Consider the following 16,564-nt stretch of genomic DNA (forward strand, 5'->3'; position numbering starts at 1 on the left):
GGAGCGCCCCTCACTGGCACGGCGGGCCCCGCCGCGTGCCGCGGGGACCGGGTGCGGCGCATACTCAACCACCGGCGTAACCAGTGCGCAATATCCAGTGCGAAAATTGCAAAAAACGAATCGATCGACCGTAGTGAGGCGCGGATCATCGATCTGACCGGCGATGAGGCCTCCGCAAGACGGTGACGGGCCGGGGTCAGGGCCGTCGATCCCCTGGATCAGGGCCCTGTCGTCACTTTCGCTGTCGCTGTAGTCAACTCGATACTTCTCTGCAATTCTCCAACTTCTCTACGCGAAAACCTGCGCGTCATGAGAGTGAGGGAGTCGCACGAGCCATGAGACGCATCAGAGCCGCACTGGGCACGGACCGAAGACCCCGCCGGTGGTGGCGGCCGGCAGCCGCTGCCCTCACCGCGACCCTGCTCCTGCTGGGTCTGCCCGCCCTGCCCGCGTCGGCGGCGGGCGGCCCCGACCTGGCCGCGGGCAAACCCGCCAAGGCGAGCAGCGCCAAGTCGGGGTACGGCGCCGGTCAGATCACCGACGGCAACACGTCCTCGTACTGGGAGAGTGCGTCGTCCGACCTGCCGCAGTGGGTACAGGTCGACCTCGGCCGCGCCACCCGCGTCGACGAGGTGGTCCTCAAACTGCCGGGCGACTGGGAGACCCGCAAGCAGACCCTGTCCGTCCAGGGCAGCACGGACGGCAGCGGCTTCAGCGCGCTCGCCGCGTCGGCCGCGCACTCCTTCGAGCCCGGCGCGGGCAACGCGGTGACGGTCCGCTTCCCTGCGGCGCAGACCCGTTACGTACGGGTGCACATCACCGCCAACACCGGCTGGCCCTCGGCCCAGCTGGCCGAGCTCCAGGTGCACGGCGCCGCCGACGCCTCGGTGAACCTGGCCCTCGGCAAGACACTCAAGGCCTCCGGCCACACCCAGACGTACACGGCGGCCAACGCCAACGACGGCAACCGCGACAGCTACTGGGAGAGCGAGAACGGCAAGCTGCCGCAGTGGATCCAGGCCGACCTCGGCACCTCGGCGCGGATCGACGAGGTGGTGCTGCGGCTGCCCGACGGCTGGGGCGCACGCAGCCAGACCCTGAAGATCCAGGGGAGCGCGAACGGCACGGACTTCACCGATCTGTCCGGGTCCAAGGAGTACGCGTTCAGCGCGGCCACCGAGCACTCTGCGGCCCTCTCCTTCGACGGCGTCACCACGCGCTACGTCCGCGTCCTGATCAGCGCCAACACCGCGCAGCCCGGCGGCCAGCTCTCCGAACTGGAGATCTACGGCCCGGCGGGCGGCGACACCCGGGCACCCACCGCCCCCAAGAACCTCGCCCTGACCGAACCCGAGCCGGGCCGCGTCAAGCTCACCTGGGACGCCTCCGAGGACGACAAGGGCGTGACGGCCTACGACGTGTACGCCAACGGCGAGCTGCGCACGAGTGTCGCCGGTGACGTGCGGACGTACACCGACACCCAGCCCGCGAGCGCCGACGTCACCTACTACGTGCGGGCCCGCGACGCCGCGGGCAACGCGTCGGCCAACAGCGACTCCGTGACCCGCAAGGGCGACAACGGCGACACCCAGGCACCGACCGCGCCCTCGAACCTCGCCCTCACCCAGCCCTCCGGCGGCGAGATCAAGCTGACCTGGGGCGCCTCGGCCGACAACGTGAAGGTCACCGCGTACGACGTGTACGCCGACGGCAAGGTCCTGAAGTCCGTGGCCGGCGACGTGACCACCTACACCGACACCCGGGCGGCGAACGTCACGGTCACCTACTCGGTGCGGGCCCGCGACGCGGCGGGGAACGTCTCGGCGCACAGCAACACCGTGACCCGCCCCGGCGGCGGCACCACCGACCTCGCCGCGGGCAAGCCGATCACGGCCTCCTCGGTGATCCACACCTTCGTCGCCGAGAACGCCAACGACGGGCTGACGTCCACCTATTGGGAGGGGGCGGCGGGCAGCTATCCGCAGACGCTGACCGTCAAGCTCGGCGCCAACGCCGATGTCGACGCCGTCGTCGTCAAGCTGAACCCGGACGCGGGCTGGGGCCCGCGCACCCAGAAGGTGCAGGTGCTCGGCCGGGAGCAGCAGGCCACCGAGTTCACCTCGCTGGTCGCGGAGAAGGAGTACTCCTTCAGCCCGTCGGGCAACCAGAACACCGTGACCGTCCCGGTCTCCGCCAAGGTCGCCGACGTGCGCCTGCGGTTCACCGCGAACAGCGGGGCCACCGGCGGCCAGGTCGCCGAGTTCCAGGTCCTGGGCGCCCCCGCGGCCAACCCCGACCTGGAGATCACCAAGCTGTCCGCCGCACCGGCGGCACCGACCGAGACCGACGAGCTGACGCTGACCGCGACGGTCCGCAACCGCGGCACCCAGGCCTCGAAGGCCACCGACGCCACGTTCCGCCTCGGCGGCGACAAGGCGGGCACGGCGGCCGTGGGCGCGCTCGGCGCCGGCGAGTCGACGACCGTGAGCGCGAAGACCGGTGCGCGCACGGCGGGTTCGTACGTGTTCGGCGCGGAGGTCGACGAGAAGAACGAGGTGATCGAGCAGAACGAGGGTAACAACACCTACACCGACCCGGGCCCCCTGGTCATCAAGCCGGTCGACTCCTCCGACCTGGTCGCCTCACCGGTGGGCTGGACGCCGTCCGCGCCCTCCAAGGGCAAGGAGGTCACTTTCACCGTCGCCGTCAAGAACCAGGGCACCAAGGCCTCCGCGTCCGGTGCGCACGGCATCACGCTCCTGGTGCAGGACGCCAAGGGCGCCACGGTGAAGACCCTGACCGGCACGCACACCGGAACGATCGGCGCGGGTGACACCACGGCACCGGTCAGGCTCGGCACCTGGACGGCCGCCGACGGCCGCTACACGGTCAAGACGGTCATCGCCGACGATGCCAACGAACTCCCGGTCAAGCGCGAGAACAACACCAGCACCCGCTCGCTGTACGTCGGCCGGGGAGCCGACATGCCCTACGACACCTACGAGGCGGAGGACGGCGTGCTCGCCGGCGGCGCGAAGACCGTCGGGCCCAACCGCACCGTCGGCGACCTGGCGGGCGAGGCCTCGGGCCGCAAGGCCGTCACCCTGAACGCGACGGGCGAGTCCGTGGAGTTCACCGCCAAGCAGGACACCAACACCCTGGTCACCCGCTTCTCCCTGCCGGACGCACCGGGCGGCGGCGGCACCGAGTCGACCCTGAACGTCTACGTCGACGGCACCTTCCGCAAGGCCATCGACCTCACCTCCAAGTACGCCTGGCTGTACGGCGACGAGGCCGCACCCGGCAACTCGCCGGGCGCGGGCCCTGCCCGGCACATCTACGACGAGGCCGGCATCATGCTCGGCGACACGGTCAAGGCGGGCAGCAAGATCAGGCTGCAGAAGGACAGCGCCAACTCCTCCCGCTACGCGATCGACTTCGTGGACCTGGAGCAGGTGGCGCCGAAGGCCAGTCCGGATCCGGCCGGCTACGTGGTGCCCGCCGGGTTCGGTCACCAGGACGTGCAGAACGCCCTGGACAAGGTCCGCATGGACACCACCGGAAAGCTGACGGGCGTCTACCTGCCGCCGGGCGACTACGAGACGAGCAGCAAGTTCCAGGTCTACGGCAAGGCCGTCAAGGTGCTCGGGGCCGGCCCCTGGTACACCCGCTTCCACGCGCCCAAGTCCCAGGAGAACACGGACATCGGGTTCCGCGCGGAGGCGAGCGCCAAGGGCTCGTCCTTCACGGGCTTCGCCTACTTCGGCAACTACACGTCCCGCATCGACGGCCCCGGCAAGGTCTTCGACTTCCAGAACGTCTCCGACATCACCATCGACGACATCTGGAACGAGCACATGGTGTGCCTCTACTGGGGCGCCAACACGGACCGCATGACCATCAAGAACTCGCGGATCCGCAACCTGTTCGCCGACGGCGTCAACATGACCAACGGCAGCACGGACAACCTCGTCGCGAACAACGAGGCCCGGGCCACCGGCGACGACAGCTTCGCGCTCTTCTCGGCGATCGACGCCGGGGGAGCGGACATGAAGAACAACGTCTACGAGAACCTGACGTCCCTGCTCACCTGGCGGGCCGCGGGTGTCGCCGTCTACGGCGGCTACAACAACACCTTCCGCAACATCCGCATCGCCGACACCCTGGTCTACTCCGGGATCACCATCAGCTCCCTGGACTTCGGCTATCCGATGAACGGCTTCGGGACCGATCCGACCACCTTCGAGAACATCACGGTCGAACGGGCCGGCGGCACGTTCTGGAAGGGGCAGGACTTCCCGGCCGTCTGGGCGTTCTCCGCGTCCAAGGTCTTCCAGGGGATCCGCGTGAACAACGTCGACATCGTCGATCCGACGTACCACGGCGTGATGTTCCAGACCAAGTACACCGGCGGGCAGCCCGAGTTCCCGGTGAAGGACACCGTCTTCACCGACGTGTCCGTCTCGGGGGCGCCGATCGGTGTCTACGTGAACGAGCTGCCGGAGGCGGGCCAGGGCCCCGCGGTCGGCGAAGCCACCTTCGTACGGCCCAAGTTCAGCGGCAACGGCCAGAACGTCAGGAACGACACCTCGACGTTCAAGGTCACCATCCAGCCCTGACGTACGAGGAGCCCGACCGGCAGGAGGTGGTGGCAGAAGTGCGCGGCCGTCCGGATACCGGGCGGCCGTGCGCGTCCATCGCTCCCCGCACGTAACTGGCTTGCATGCCTTGCGCTATTCTTGCGTCCATGACGCGACGACTTGCTCAAGTTGCGAAGAAGGTGGGGGTCAGCGAGGCGACGGTCAGCCGTGTCCTCAACGGCAAGCCCGGCGTCTCCGCCGCGACACGACAGTCCGTCCTCACGGCGCTGGACGTCCTCGGGTACGAACGCCCCACGCAACTGCGCGGAGAGCGCGCCCGGCTCGTCGGCCTCGTGCTGCCGGAGCTGCAGAACCCGATCTTCCCGGCCTTCGCCGAGGTCATCGGCGGCGCCCTCGCACAGCAGGGCCTCACGCCCGTGCTCTGCACCCAGACCAGGGGCGGGGTCTCCGAGGCCGACTACGTGGACCTCCTGCTGCAGCAGCACGTCTCCGGGGTCGTCTTCGCCGGCGGCCTCTTCGCGGAGGCCGACGCGCCGCACGACCACTACCGGCAGCTGGCCGAGCGCAACATCCCCGTCGTCCTGATCAACGCGTCGATCGAGGGCCTCGACTTCCCCTGCGTCGCGTGCGACGACGCCGTCGCCGTCGAGCAGGCCTGGCGCCACCTCGCCTCGCTCGGACACGAGCGCATCGGCCTGGTGCTCGGCCCCTTCGACCACGTGCCCTCGCGCCGCAAGCTGACCGCCGCCCGTGAGATGGCGCAGGCCGCGGGCACGGAGCTGGCCGAGGAACTCGTCGAGCGGTCGATCTTCTCGCTGGAGGGCGGTCAGGCCGCCGCGGCACGGCTCCTGGACCGAGGGGTCACCGGCATCGTGTGCGGGAGTGACCCGCTGGCGCTCGGCGCCATCAGGGCGGCCCGCCGGCGGGGACTCTCCGTCCCCGCCGACGTGTCCGTCGTCGGGTTCGACGACTCCGCCTTCATGACCTGCACGGAGCCGCCCCTGTCGACGGTGCGCCAGCCCATCGAGGCGATGGGCCGCGCGGCGGTCGACCTGCTGTGCGCCCAGATCCGGGGGACCCAGGCCCACCCCGGCGAGCTCCTCTTCGAGCCGGAGCTCGTCGTGCGCGGTTCGACCGCGCAGCGCGTCAGCACTCGATGATGTTCACCGCGAGGCCGCCCCGCGCCGTCTCCTTGTACTTGACGCTCATGTCGGCGCCGGTTTCCTTCATGGTCTTGATGACCTTGTCGAGGGACACCTTGTGGGAGCCGTCGCCCCGCATCGCCATCTTCGCGGCGGTGACGGCCTTGACCGCCGCCATGCCGTTGCGCTCGATGCACGGGATCTGAACGAGGCCGCCGACCGGGTCGCAGGTCAGGCCGAGGTTGTGCTCCATGCCGATCTCGGCGGCGTTCTCGACCTGCTCCGCGGAGCCGCCGAGGACCTCGGCGAGCGCGCCCGCCGCCATCGAGCAGGCCGAGCCGACCTCGCCCTGGCAGCCGACCTCGGCGCCGGAGATCGAGGCGTTCTCCTTGAAGAGCATGCCGATGGCGCCCGCGGAGAGCAGGAAGCGGACCACGCCCTCCTCGTCGGCGCCGGGCACGAAGTTCATGTAGTAGTGCAGGACCGCGGGGATGATGCCCGCGGCGCCGTTCGTCGGGGCGGTCACGACACGGCCGCCCGCGGCGTTCTCCTCGTTCACGGCCATCGCGTAGAGCGTGATCCACTCCATGGAGCGGGCCAGCGGGTCGCCCTCGGCGCGCAGCTGGCGGGCGGAGTTGGCCGCACGCCGCCTGACCTTGAGGCCGCCCGGCAGGATGCCCTCGCGGGACATGCCGCGCGAGACGCAGGACTGCATGACGCCCCAGATGTCGAGCAGACCCGCGCGGATCTCCTCCTCCGTGCGCCACGCCTTCTCGTTCTCCAGCATGAGCGCGGAGATGGACAGGCCGGTCTCCTCGGCGAGGCGCAGGAGCTCGTCGCCGGTGCGGAAGGGGTGCTTGAGGACGGTGTCGTCCGGCACGATCGGGTTCTCGCCGGCCACGGCGTCCTCGTCGACGACGAAGCCGCCGCCGACCGAGTAGTACGTCTTCTCCAGGACGAGGGCGCCCTCACGGTCGTACGCGAAGATCGTCATGCCGTTGGCGTGGTAGGGCAGGGCCTTGCGGCGGTGCAGGACCAGATCCTCGTCGAAGTCGAAGTCGATCTCGTGCATGCCGAGCAGGTTGAGGCGGCCGCCGTGCTTGATCTCGGCGACGCGGTCGTCGGCGCTCTCCACGTTCACGGTGCGGGGCGACTCGCCCTCCAGGCCGAGCAGAACGGCCTTGGGGGTGCCGTGTCCGTGGCCGGTGGCGCCGAGCGAGCCGTACAGCTCGGCCCGTATCGCCGCGGTGTGGGCCATCAGGCCCTCGTTCTTCAGGCGGCTCGCGAACATGCGGGCGGCGCGCATCGGACCGACCGTGTGGGAGCTGGACGGGCCGATGCCGATCGAGAACAGGTCGAAGACCGAGATGGCCACGGGAAACTCCAATGGTGGTTGGTAGACGCCGTTGTCTGCCGGGGTGGTGCAGAAAGCAGGGCGTGAGCCGGGGCACCGCACTCACTGTGTTCACTACCAGTGTGCGCGGTGCCCCGAAGATTCGTACGAAGGAAAGCGTACGAAAGTGCTACAGGTTGGGGTACAGCGGGTGCTTGTCGGCCAGAGCGGTCACGCGGGCCTTCAGCGACTCCGCGTCGAAGCCCGGCTTGAGCGCCTCGGCGATGATGTCGGCGACCTCACGGAAGTCGTCGGCCTCGAAGCCGCGGGTGGCGAGCGCCGGGGTGCCGATCCGCAGGCCCGAGGTGACCATCGGGGGACGCGGGTCGTTCGGGACCGCGTTGCGGTTGACCGTGATGCCGACCTCGTGGAGGCGGTCCTCGGCCTGCTGGCCGTCCAGCTCGGAGTCGCGCAGGTCCACCAGGACCAGGTGCACGTCCGTGCCGCCGGACGCCACGCCGACGCCGACGGCCTTCGCGTCGTCCTGCACCAGGCGCTCGGCCAGGATGCGGGCGCCGTCCAGGGTGCGCTGCTGGCGCTCCTTGAAGTCGTCGGAGGCGGCGACCTTGAAGGAGACGGCCTTGGCCGCGATCACGTGCTCCAGGGGGCCGCCCTGGAAGCCGGGGAAGACCGCGGAGTTCAGCTTCTTGGCGAAGTCCTTGTTGCGCGCCAGGATGATGCCGCCGCGCGGGCCGCCGAGCGTCTTGTGCGTGGTGGAGGTGACCACGTCCGCGTACGGCACCGGGTTGGGGTGCAGCCCCGCGGCGACGAGCCCGGCGAAGTGCGCCATGTCGACCCACAGCTTCGCGCCGACCTCGTCGGCGATCCGGCGGAACTCGGCGAAGTCCAGCTGACGCGGGTAGGCGGACCAGCCCGCGATGATCACCTGGGGGCTGTTCTCCTTGGCCAGGCGCTCGACCTCGGCCATGTCGACCAGACCGGCCTCGTCCACGTGGTACGCGACCACGTTGAACTGCTTGCCGGAGAAGTTCAGGCGCATGCCGTGGGTGAGGTGCCCGCCGTGCGCGAGGTCCAGGCCGAGGATCGTGTCGCCGGGCTGGGCGATCGCGAAGAGGGCGGCCTGGTTGGCGGAGGCGCCGGAGTGCGGCTGGACGTTCGCGTACTCGGCACCGAACAGGTCCTTGACCCGGTCGATCGCGATCTGCTCGGCGACGTCGACGTGCTCGCAGCCGCCGTAGTAGCGGCGGCCGGGGTAGCCCTCGGCGTACTTGTTGGTGAGGACCGTCCCCTGGGCTTCCATGACGGCGACCGGAGCGAAGTTCTCCGAGGCGATCATTTCCAGGGTGGACTGCTGGCGGTGGAGCTCGGCGTCGACGGCGGCGGCGACGTCCGGGTCCAGCTCGTGGAGAGGGGTGTTCAGAAGCGACATCACACGATCCCTATCGGTATGGGTCAGCCGGCGGCGAAGGCGGTGTACTCATCGGCGGAGAGCAGGTCGCCCGGCTCGTCCGCGATGCGCACCTTGAACAGCCAACCGCCCTCGAACGGGGCGGAGTTGACCAGCGACGGGTCGTCGACCACGTCCTGGTTGGCCTCGACGACCTCACCGGTGACCGGCGAGTACAGGTCGCTGACCGACTTGGTCGACTCCAGCTCGCCGCAGGACTCGCCCGCGGTCACCGTGTCGCCGACCTCGGGAAGCTGGGCGAAGACGATGTCACCGAGCGCGTTGGCCGCGTGCTCCGTGATGCCGACCGTCGCCACGCCGTCCTCGGTGGCCGACAGCCACTCGTGCTCCTTGCTGTAACGCAGCTGCTGGGGGTTGCTCATGACCTGAATTCTCCTGTACGCGGGTGGGTGCTGCGGAACGAGAAAGATGTGCGTGGGGTCACTTCTGGGGCGTCGGACGCCGTGCCCACGCGGGGACGTCGGCTACAGCGTCACTTCTGGCGCTTGTAGAACGGCAGGGCCACGACCTCGTACGGCTCGTGGGTGCCGCGGATGTCCACGCCGACGCCCGGGGTCCCCGGGGCCGCGTGCCCGGCGTCGACGTACGCCATCGCGATCGGCTTGCCCAGCGTCGGGGACGGGGCGCCGGAGGTGACCTCGCCGATCACCTTGCCGTCGGCGACCACCGGGAAACCGGCGCGCGGCACGCGGCGGCCCTCGGCGATCAGCCCGACGAGCTTGCGCGGCGGTGCCGCCTCGGCCCGCTCGGCGGCGGCGGTGAGCGCCTCGCGCCCCACGAAGCCCTCCGACTGCGACGTCTTCTCGAACTTGACCACCCGGCCGAGCCCGGCGTCGAACGGCGTCAGCTCCGCGGTCAGCTCGTGCCCGTACAGCGGCATGCCCGCCTCCAGGCGCAGCGTGTCACGGCAGGAGAGGCCCGCCGGGATCATGCCGACGGGGGTGCCCGCCTCCATGAGCGCGCCCCACAGCTTCTCCGCGTCACCGGGGGAGACGAAGAGCTCGAAGCCGTCCTCGCCGGTGTAGCCGGTGCGGGCGATCAGCGCGGGCACGCCCGCGACGGTGCCGGGCAGGCCCGCGTAGTACTTCAGGCCGTCCAGGTCCGCGTCCGTGACTGACTTCAGGATGCCGGGGGACTCGGGACCCTGGACGGCGAGCAGCGCGTACGCGTCGCGGTCGTCACGGACCTCGGCGTCGAAGCCGTCGGCGCGGGCGGTCAGCGTGTCGAGCACGACCTGCGCGTTGGAGGCGTTGGCGACGACCATGTACTCGGGGGCCTCGGCGGCGCCGAGCCGGTAGACGATCAGGTCGTCCAGGATGCCGCCGTCCTCGGCGACGATCATCGTGTAGCGGGCGCGGCCGACACCGACGGAGCCGATGTTGCCGACCAGTGCGAAGTTCAGGAAGTCCACGGCCTGGGGGCCGGTGACGGTGATCTCACCCATGTGCGACAGGTCGAAGAGACCGGCCTTGGTGCGCACGGCGTTGTGCTCGTCGCGCTCGCTTGCGTACCGCAGCGGCATGTCCCAGCCCGCGAAGTCGGTCATGGTCGCGCCGAGCGCTCGATGCACGGCATCGAGGGCGGTCAGACGGGGGGCAGTGCTCATGAAGGGAACTCCCAGGGCATGACGGGCGAGGTCGGTCCTCCCCATCTGTCATCGGAACCTGAGAGGTTCGCCGGGCGGGTCCCCGATCCGGGACACCCGGCTTGCACCTTGGGTGGGACCGCCGGGGCGGTCCGCTTTTCAGATGTGCCTCGCCCGCGCGGTACGGGGCCTGAGAGATTCAAGGGAGGGACTTGCTCCTTCGGCGCCCCGGGCGACACAGTGCGTGCTGGTCCCGGGAACTCTCCCGCGCGGATTCAAACGGCCGGTATGGAGTTGGCGCGCACATCATTGCACGCGACTCTGTCCGGGGGGACCCGTGACCGGCGCCGGATCCGTGGCCATGGGATCCCCTTGTGCCGCATTACCTTCTCTTTACACTTGCCGGGGAAGCAGTACGTGACCGCTATGGGGAGGCCGATCACGGTGCGCAGCAGGACCAGTGTCTACGCCACGAGCACGGGGGTGGCGTTGCCCAAGCAGGCCGCCGTCCCCGCCACCGAGAGCTGCGGCCCGCTCCCGGCCGCCGTCGTCCGCGACCTGCGGCAGCGCCGCGGCCACAGCCCGCACCGCCTCACCTTCGGCGAGGGCGACCTCGTCGTCGTCTCCGGACTGCCCGGCGGCGGAAAGTCGACCCTGATGCGGCAGGCCGTCACGGGCCCCCGCATCGACTCCCAGGACACCCGCGACCACTGGGCCCGCCGGATGCCCCGCCTGCTGCCCTACGCGGTCTACCGCCCCCTGGTCCGCCTCGCGCACTACGCGGGACTGCGCCGCGCCCTGCGCTCCGGGGCCAGCGTCGTCGTGCACGACTGCGGCACCCAGGCCTGGGTCCGCGGCTGGCTCGCCCGCGAGGCCGCCCGGCGCGGCACCGCCCTGCACCTGTTGCTGCTCGACGTGCCCGCGGACACCGCGCTCCAGGGCCAGCTCGCGCGCGGCCGAGGCGTCTCCCGGTACGCCTTCGCCCGGCACCGCAGGACGGTCGGCCGGCTCGTCGGCGCCACCGAGCGCGGCGACCTGCCGCGCGGCTGCGGCTCCGCGGTGCTGCTCGACCGGGCGGCGGCACAGGTGCTGCGCGGGATCGCCTTCGACCGCCGGGCCGCCCGGCGTTAGGGTTCGAGCCGCAGGCAGAGCGGTCGCGAGCAGGGGTTGGACGGACAGATGGACATTCCGGCGCAGGCATACGCCCATCCCTACGGCGGATGGCCGGGCAACGAACTGGAAGAGGTCCTCGCGGCCTCGCTGGGAGGCCCCGCGTCGGCGGGCGCCCGGATCGTCGAGGTGCTCGGCCGCAGCCAGATATGGATCCCGCTGCCCAACGGCGGCGGTCCCGAGCAGGGCACCCTGGACCTGCCGACCCTGGAGATCGAGGGTCAGGCGTACGTCCCCGTCTTCACCTCCGAGCAGCAGTTCCGCCAGGCCCTGGGCGCGGCGGCCGACCGCATGGGCCACACCGTGGCACCCGCCGTGGAATTCGCCCGCGGCCTCCCTCCGCAGCTGGGCATCGCCCTGAACCCCGACGGCACCGTCGGGGTGCCGCTGCCGCCGCCCGCCGTCGCCGAGCTCGCCCGCTCCGGCCGCACCGAGCTGGACGGGCCCACCACCGGCGGCCGGGTCCGCCTCTACGAGCCGGACTGGCAGGAGGACCCCGTCGACTTCCTCACCGCCGCGGGGCGGGAGTTCGAGGCGAGCGGGGCCGTGCTCACCGCGCGCCGCTGCCTCGCGACCGTCGAGACGGGCGAGCCGACGCTCTTCGTCGGCGTCGAGCTGTCGACCTGGGAGGGCGCCGCCCGCGACCTTCCCATGGAGGCCCTCGGCCGCGCCCTCGGCTCCGCCCCGGCCCCCTGGCCGGTGAACCTGGTGCTGCTCGACGTGGCGCAGGACCCGGTGGGGGACTGGCTGCGGGCCCGGGTGCGGCCGTTCTACGTCCGCGGGGCCTGAGCGGCGCGCGTCGCGGCAGGCGCGGCGGCGGCCCGTCGCGCCTCGCGACGGGGCCGAGATGCCGTACGTCAAGTCCGTGCCGGGATCGCCGCTTAAGCTGGTTCCATGACCCGGTCGGGCACTCTGCCGTGCCGGGCGGGGTACTCGGGTTCTCAGTGAAGGGGCGGTTACGGGTGAGTGCGTCGGGCACGGCCGCGGGCGATGGGATCTCCCCGGGACGAGCTGGTCCGAGCCCCTGGGGACAGGTCGAGCAGATGCTGCGCGAGGTGACCCCGGGGCGCTACGACGCGTACGAGGCACTGCTGCGCGCGCTCGCGGGCGACCGGCTGTGGATGCTGCTCTGGCACGGCCAGGCGGGATCCCCCGACGCCCAGTACGGGAACATGGAGGTCGAGGGCCTCGGCTACGCGCCCTGTGTGACCTCCGCCCAGGAGCTCTCCGCCAGTGGCTGGAACCGCAGCTACGAGGTGGTGCGCGGCATCGACGTGGCCCGCACCCTCTACCCCGACCACTACGGCCTCTGGCTCAATCCGCACGCGCCGGGCGGCGGCGTCGGCATCCCCTGGCTGGACCTGCGCCGCATCGCCACGGGCCTGGACCTGCTGCCCGCGGGCCCGCTCCGGCTCACCGAGCCGGCCATCGAAATCCCGCAGTTCTACGCCCTGTTGACGCAGAACGCGCACCGCACCCCCGCGGTGCGCTCGCTGCGCCGCGCCTGGGTGCAGCCCGCGCTCGGAGCGCCCTACCTGGCCATCGGCCTCGACGTGTACGACACCTCGCCCCCCTCGGTCGACGCGGTGCGCACGATGATGCAGCAGTCCATCCCGGCCGTCCCCGAGGGCCTGCCGGTCTCGACCGTCGCGATGTCCGACGACTACGACCCGGTCGCGATGTGGCTGCGCGCCAACGCCCGGCCGTTCTACGACCGAGAGGCCCAGCCGGCCCCCGCGCCGGCCGGCGGCTACGGCTACCCCGCGCAGTACTGAGCGGCGCGAATCAGCCACGCGGGCGCCGCACACGCCTGCGAAACGGCCGCGCACGCCTGCGCAACGGCCGCGCACGCCTGTGAAACGGCCGCGCACGGCCGCGCAACGGCCCCGCGCACCGGCGCGAGCAGCGACAACAGCCGTGATGTCCCGTTCTGATGCGGGTGGGGCCCTATGGGCTCCCGTGGCGCCTTGCACCCCAACTGCCCCGTGTTCGCCCCTCGTTCACACGCGTCCGGATAACGGAACACCTCGATCAGCATCACGTTTGCGCATCCTTTCCCCGACAAGGCTGGTAACAGATCGCGACGTGGATGAAGACTCCCGCTCCAGGGGCCTTCGCCCCTGTGTACGACGGACTGATCACGTCGCTACAGCGGCAAGTGCGGGCCGGTCACCACCGGTTGAGAGGGGTCCCTGCCACGATGACGGCACCATTGCATGACACACCTGCGGACGCGGACCCGACAGCGGACGTCGCTCCCGCAGCTGATGCAGGGGTGAAGAAGGTCGAGGGCCGCTCCCTCAAGCAGATTGCCTGGCACCGGCTGAAGCAGGACAAGGTGGCCCTCGCCGGCGCCTTCGTCGTGCTGTTCCTGGTCCTGGTCGCCGTCTTCGCGCCCCTGATCGTCAGCCTGTTGGGCCACCCGCCCAACGACTTCCACCAGGAGGAGCTCGACGAGCTGACCAACCTCCCCAAGGGCGCGCTCGGCGGTGTCAGCGGCGACTTCCTGTTCGGCGTCGAGCCGAACAAGGGCCGCGACATCTTCAGCCGGATCGTCTACGGCGCACGCATCTCGCTGCTCGTGGCCTTCCTGGCCGCGGTGGTCGCCGTCGTGCTCGGCACGCTCTTCGGCATCGTCGCGGGCTACTTCGGCGGCTGGGTGGACGCGCTGATCAGCCGCGTGATGGACGTCCTGCTCTCCTTCCCGCAGCTGCTCTTCATCATCTCCCTGGTCTCGGTCCTGCCGGACGACCTGCTCGGACTGACCGGCAGCGGGGTCCGGGTCGGCATCCTCGTCCTGGTCATCGGCTTCTTCGGCTGGCCCTACGTGGGCCGCATCGTCCGCGGCCAGACGCTCTCGCTGCGCGAGCGCGAGTACGTGGAAGCGGCCCGCAGCCTCGGCGGCGGCCGGCGCCACATCCTGTTCCGCGAGCTGCTGCCCAACCTGGTCGCCCCGATCACCGTCTACGCGACGCTGATGATCCCGACCAACATCCTCACGGAGGCGGCGCTGAGCTTCCTCGGCGCCGGCGTGAAGCCGCCGACGGCCTCCTGGGGCGGCATGCTGCGCGACGCCCTCGAGACGTACGAGCACGATCCGATGTTCATGGTCTTCCCCGGCGTGACGATCTTCATCACGGTCCTGGCCTTCAACCTCTTCGGCGACGGGCTGCGGGACGCGCTCGACCCGAAGGGGACGCGCTAGCAGTACCCGACTGGCTTGCCCCTGCCGCATGTCAGGTGGCTCTACCCATGGTTCTCCGGCAGCTCAAGGCCAGGGACCGCGAATCTCGGAGGTTACGAGAAAATGCCCACAGTTTCCTCGAAACGACGGCTCACCAGTGGTGCGGCCCTCGTCGTCGCGGCACTGGTGACCACCACGGCGTGCGGCGGCGGTGACGGTGACGACGGTGACTCGAAGGGTGCCGGTTACAACGCGGCGCTGAACAAGGTCGCCAACCCTTCCAAGAAGAAGGGGGGTGTGCTGAAGATGGTCGGCAAGCAGGACCTCGACTCCGCCGACCCCCAGCGCGCCTACTACGGCATGTCGTGGGACTTCATGCGCTTCTACACCCGGCAGCTGGTGTCCTACGACACCAAGCCGGGCAAGGCGGGCACGAAGCTGGTCCCCGACCTCGCCACCTCCACCGCGAAGATCTCGGACGACGGCAAGACCTACACGTACAAGCTGCGTGACGGGCTCACCTGGGAGGACGGCTCCAAGCTGACCTCCAAGGACGTCAAGTACGGCATCGAGCGCTCCTGGGCGACGGACACCATCACCGGTGGCCCCGGCTACATCCGCGCGGCGCTCGACCCCGGCAAGAAGTACAAGGGCCCCTACAAGGACAAGGGCGGTCTGAAGGCGATCGAGACGCCGGACGACCAGACCATCATCTTCAAGCTGCCCAAGCGCAACGGTGACTTCGAGCAGTTCCTCGCCATGCCGACCGGTTCGCCGGTCAAGGAGGCCAAGGACACCAAGGCGAAGTACACCGCGCGGCCGTTCTCCTCGGGCCCGTACAAGTTCGAGTCGTACAAGTCCGGCAAGAAGATCGTGCTGGTCCGCAACGACAAGTGGAAGAAGTCCTCGGACCCGATCCGCGCGGCCCTGCCGGACAAGATCGACGTGACGATCTCCGCCAACCTGGAGGAGAACGACAAGAAGCTGATGGAGGGCGACTACGACGTCGACCTCAACGGCACGGGCATGACCCAGTCCGGCCGCGTCAGCGCCGTCTCGGACCACCGCGCCAACATCGACAACATGCACACGTCCTTCGTGCGCTACGTCGCCCTGATCCACACCGCGAAGCCCTTCGACAACGTGCACTGCCGCAAGGCGGTCTTCTACGGCACGGACTTCGCGAGCCTGCAGCAGACCCGCGGCGGCAAGGTCGCGGCCGGCGACATCGCCAACTCCACCTTCCCGGTGGCGATCCCGGGCCACAGCGACTACGACCCGTACGGGGTCCTGGCGCGCAAGGGCAAGCCGGACGCCGCCAAGGCCAAGGACGAGCTCAAGCAGTGCGGCAAGCCCGACGGCTTCAGCGCCAAGCTCACCGCCCGCAACAACAACCCGGGTGAGGTCGACGCCGCCGAGGCGCTGCAGGCCCAGCTGAAGAAGGTCAACATCAACGTCAGCGTCGAGTCCCTCGACGGTGCCGACTCCGCCAGCATCACCGGCTCGCCCTCCGTCGTGAAGAAGCGCGGCTACAGCATGCAGATGAGTGGCTGGGGCCCGGACTTCCCGTCCGGCCAGGGCTACGCGCAGCCGCTGTTCGACAGCCGTTACCTGATCGAGAACGGCAACTACAACGAGTCCCAGATCAAGGACAAGAAGATCGACGGGCTCTTCGACAAGGCGATCGCCGAGACCGACCCGGTCAAGGCCGGCGAGGTCTACAAGGAGCTCGACAAGCGGATCCTCGACAACGCCGACTGGATGCCCTTCCTCTACGAGAAGAACATCACCTGGCGCGGATCGCGACTGACCAACGCCTACATGTCCGACGCCTACAACGGTCGGTACGACTACGCCTCGCTCGGCGTCGTCAAGTAGCGGTCCCTCGTCACAACCGCTGTACCAGCTGTAGTTGAACCACCGTCACACCGCCGACGAATCCCGCCAGTCCGAAGGGCAGGTGATGGCCCCGGGCGGGGGGGGGGGGGGGGGAGAAAAAAAAAAAAAACACACCCAAACCCCCCCCACCCCTCTTCCCTCCTCCCCCTCCCCCCCTCCCC

The 16,564-nt window shown here is 70.0% G+C and carries 11 protein-coding genes and 2 riboswitches; of the genes, 7 read left to right on the forward strand and 4 right to left on the reverse strand.

From position 1 onward, the window contains the following. Positions 1 to 335 precede the first annotated feature (335 nt). Positions 336 to 4,619 (forward strand): discoidin domain-containing protein, encoded by a 4,284-nt coding sequence (locus ACZ592_RS31945; protein WP_471585170.1) that lies wholly within the window; start codon positions 336 to 338, stop codon positions 4,617 to 4,619. A gap of 128 nt (positions 4,620 to 4,747) precedes the next feature. After that, positions 4,748 to 5,761 carry a LacI family DNA-binding transcriptional regulator gene (locus ACZ592_RS31950; RefSeq protein WP_471585171.1) on the forward strand — a complete coding sequence of 338 codons (1,014 nt, stop codon included), beginning with the start codon at positions 4,748 to 4,750 and terminating at the stop codon, positions 5,759 to 5,761. Here the strand turns inward: ACZ592_RS31950 and ACZ592_RS31955 are convergent. The 4 genes from ACZ592_RS31955 to gcvT form a co-directional block, all read right to left on the reverse strand. Next, positions 5,748 to 7,118: an L-serine ammonia-lyase gene (locus ACZ592_RS31955; protein WP_471585172.1), complete on the reverse strand. Its 1,371-nt coding sequence runs from the start codon at positions 7,116 to 7,118 to the stop codon at positions 5,748 to 5,750. The genes ACZ592_RS31950 and ACZ592_RS31955 overlap by 14 nt on opposite strands. Before the next feature lie 148 nt (positions 7,119 to 7,266). Beyond that, on the reverse strand, positions 7,267 to 8,526 hold the full coding sequence (gene glyA / locus ACZ592_RS31960; RefSeq protein WP_471585173.1) for a serine hydroxymethyltransferase: 1,260 nt from the start codon (positions 8,524 to 8,526) through the stop codon (positions 7,267 to 7,269). Between the two features lie 23 nt (positions 8,527 to 8,549). Then, entirely contained in the window at positions 8,550 to 8,927 is a 378-nt protein-coding gene (gene gcvH, locus ACZ592_RS31965; protein ID WP_471585174.1) for a glycine cleavage system protein GcvH, read from the reverse strand. Positions 8,928 to 9,037: 110 nt separating this feature from the next. Further along, positions 9,038 to 10,171: a glycine cleavage system aminomethyltransferase GcvT gene (gene gcvT / locus ACZ592_RS31970; protein WP_471585175.1), complete on the reverse strand. Its 1,134-nt coding sequence runs from the start codon at positions 10,169 to 10,171 to the stop codon at positions 9,038 to 9,040. Between the two features lie 35 nt (positions 10,172 to 10,206). Beyond that, positions 10,207 to 10,319: riboswitch (glycine riboswitch) on the reverse strand. After that, positions 10,320 to 10,428: riboswitch (glycine riboswitch) on the reverse strand. Positions 10,429 to 10,576: 148 nt separating this feature from the next. Between gcvT and ACZ592_RS31975 the strand changes: the two genes are divergently transcribed. From ACZ592_RS31975 to ACZ592_RS31995, 5 genes are all read left to right on the forward strand, one after another. Continuing rightward, a complete protein-coding gene (locus tag ACZ592_RS31975) occupies positions 10,577 to 11,281 on the forward strand; it encodes an AAA family ATPase (RefSeq protein ID WP_471585345.1) in 705 nt (234 codons plus the stop codon). A gap of 48 nt (positions 11,282 to 11,329) precedes the next feature. After that, positions 11,330 to 12,109, forward strand: coding sequence for an enhanced serine sensitivity protein SseB (locus tag ACZ592_RS31980; RefSeq protein ID WP_471585176.1), 780 nt, complete (start codon positions 11,330 to 11,332; stop codon positions 12,107 to 12,109). A gap of 173 nt (positions 12,110 to 12,282) precedes the next feature. Beyond that, positions 12,283 to 13,095: an enhanced serine sensitivity protein SseB C-terminal domain-containing protein gene (locus ACZ592_RS31985; protein ID WP_471585177.1), complete on the forward strand. Its 813-nt coding sequence runs from the start codon at positions 12,283 to 12,285 to the stop codon at positions 13,093 to 13,095. Between the two features lie 425 nt (positions 13,096 to 13,520). After that, complete coding sequence (locus ACZ592_RS31990; RefSeq protein WP_471585178.1) at positions 13,521 to 14,525, forward strand: ABC transporter permease; 1,005 nt, start codon at positions 13,521 to 13,523, stop codon at positions 14,523 to 14,525. A 102-nt stretch (positions 14,526 to 14,627) separates the two neighbouring features. After that, positions 14,628 to 16,382: an ABC transporter substrate-binding protein gene (locus tag ACZ592_RS31995; RefSeq protein WP_471585179.1), complete on the forward strand. Its 1,755-nt coding sequence runs from the start codon at positions 14,628 to 14,630 to the stop codon at positions 16,380 to 16,382. Positions 16,383 to 16,564 lie beyond the last annotated feature (182 nt).

The sequence above is a fragment of the Streptomyces sp. NPDC040622 genome (assembly GCF_055593965.1).

Coding starts and splice junctions, on each gene's coding strand:
- gcvT (WP_471585175.1), bottom strand. CDS start 10,171: ATGAGCACTGCCCCCCGTCTGACCGCCCTCGATGCCGTGCATCGAGCG.
- glyA (WP_471585173.1), bottom strand. CDS start 8,526: ATGTCGCTTCTGAACACCCCTCTCCACGAGCTGGACCCGGACGTCGCC.
- ACZ592_RS31980 (WP_471585176.1), top strand. CDS start 11,330: ATGGACATTCCGGCGCAGGCATACGCCCATCCCTACGGCGGATGGCCG.
- gcvH (WP_471585174.1), bottom strand. CDS start 8,927: ATGAGCAACCCCCAGCAGCTGCGTTACAGCAAGGAGCACGAGTGGCTG.
- ACZ592_RS31975 (WP_471585345.1), top strand. CDS start 10,577: ATGGGGAGGCCGATCACGGTGCGCAGCAGGACCAGTGTCTACGCCACG.
- ACZ592_RS31945 (WP_471585170.1), top strand. CDS start 336: ATGAGACGCATCAGAGCCGCACTGGGCACGGACCGAAGACCCCGCCGG.
- ACZ592_RS31995 (WP_471585179.1), top strand. CDS start 14,628: ATGCCCACAGTTTCCTCGAAACGACGGCTCACCAGTGGTGCGGCCCTC.
- ACZ592_RS31990 (WP_471585178.1), top strand. CDS start 13,521: ATGACGGCACCATTGCATGACACACCTGCGGACGCGGACCCGACAGCG.
- ACZ592_RS31950 (WP_471585171.1), top strand. CDS start 4,748: ATGACGCGACGACTTGCTCAAGTTGCGAAGAAGGTGGGGGTCAGCGAG.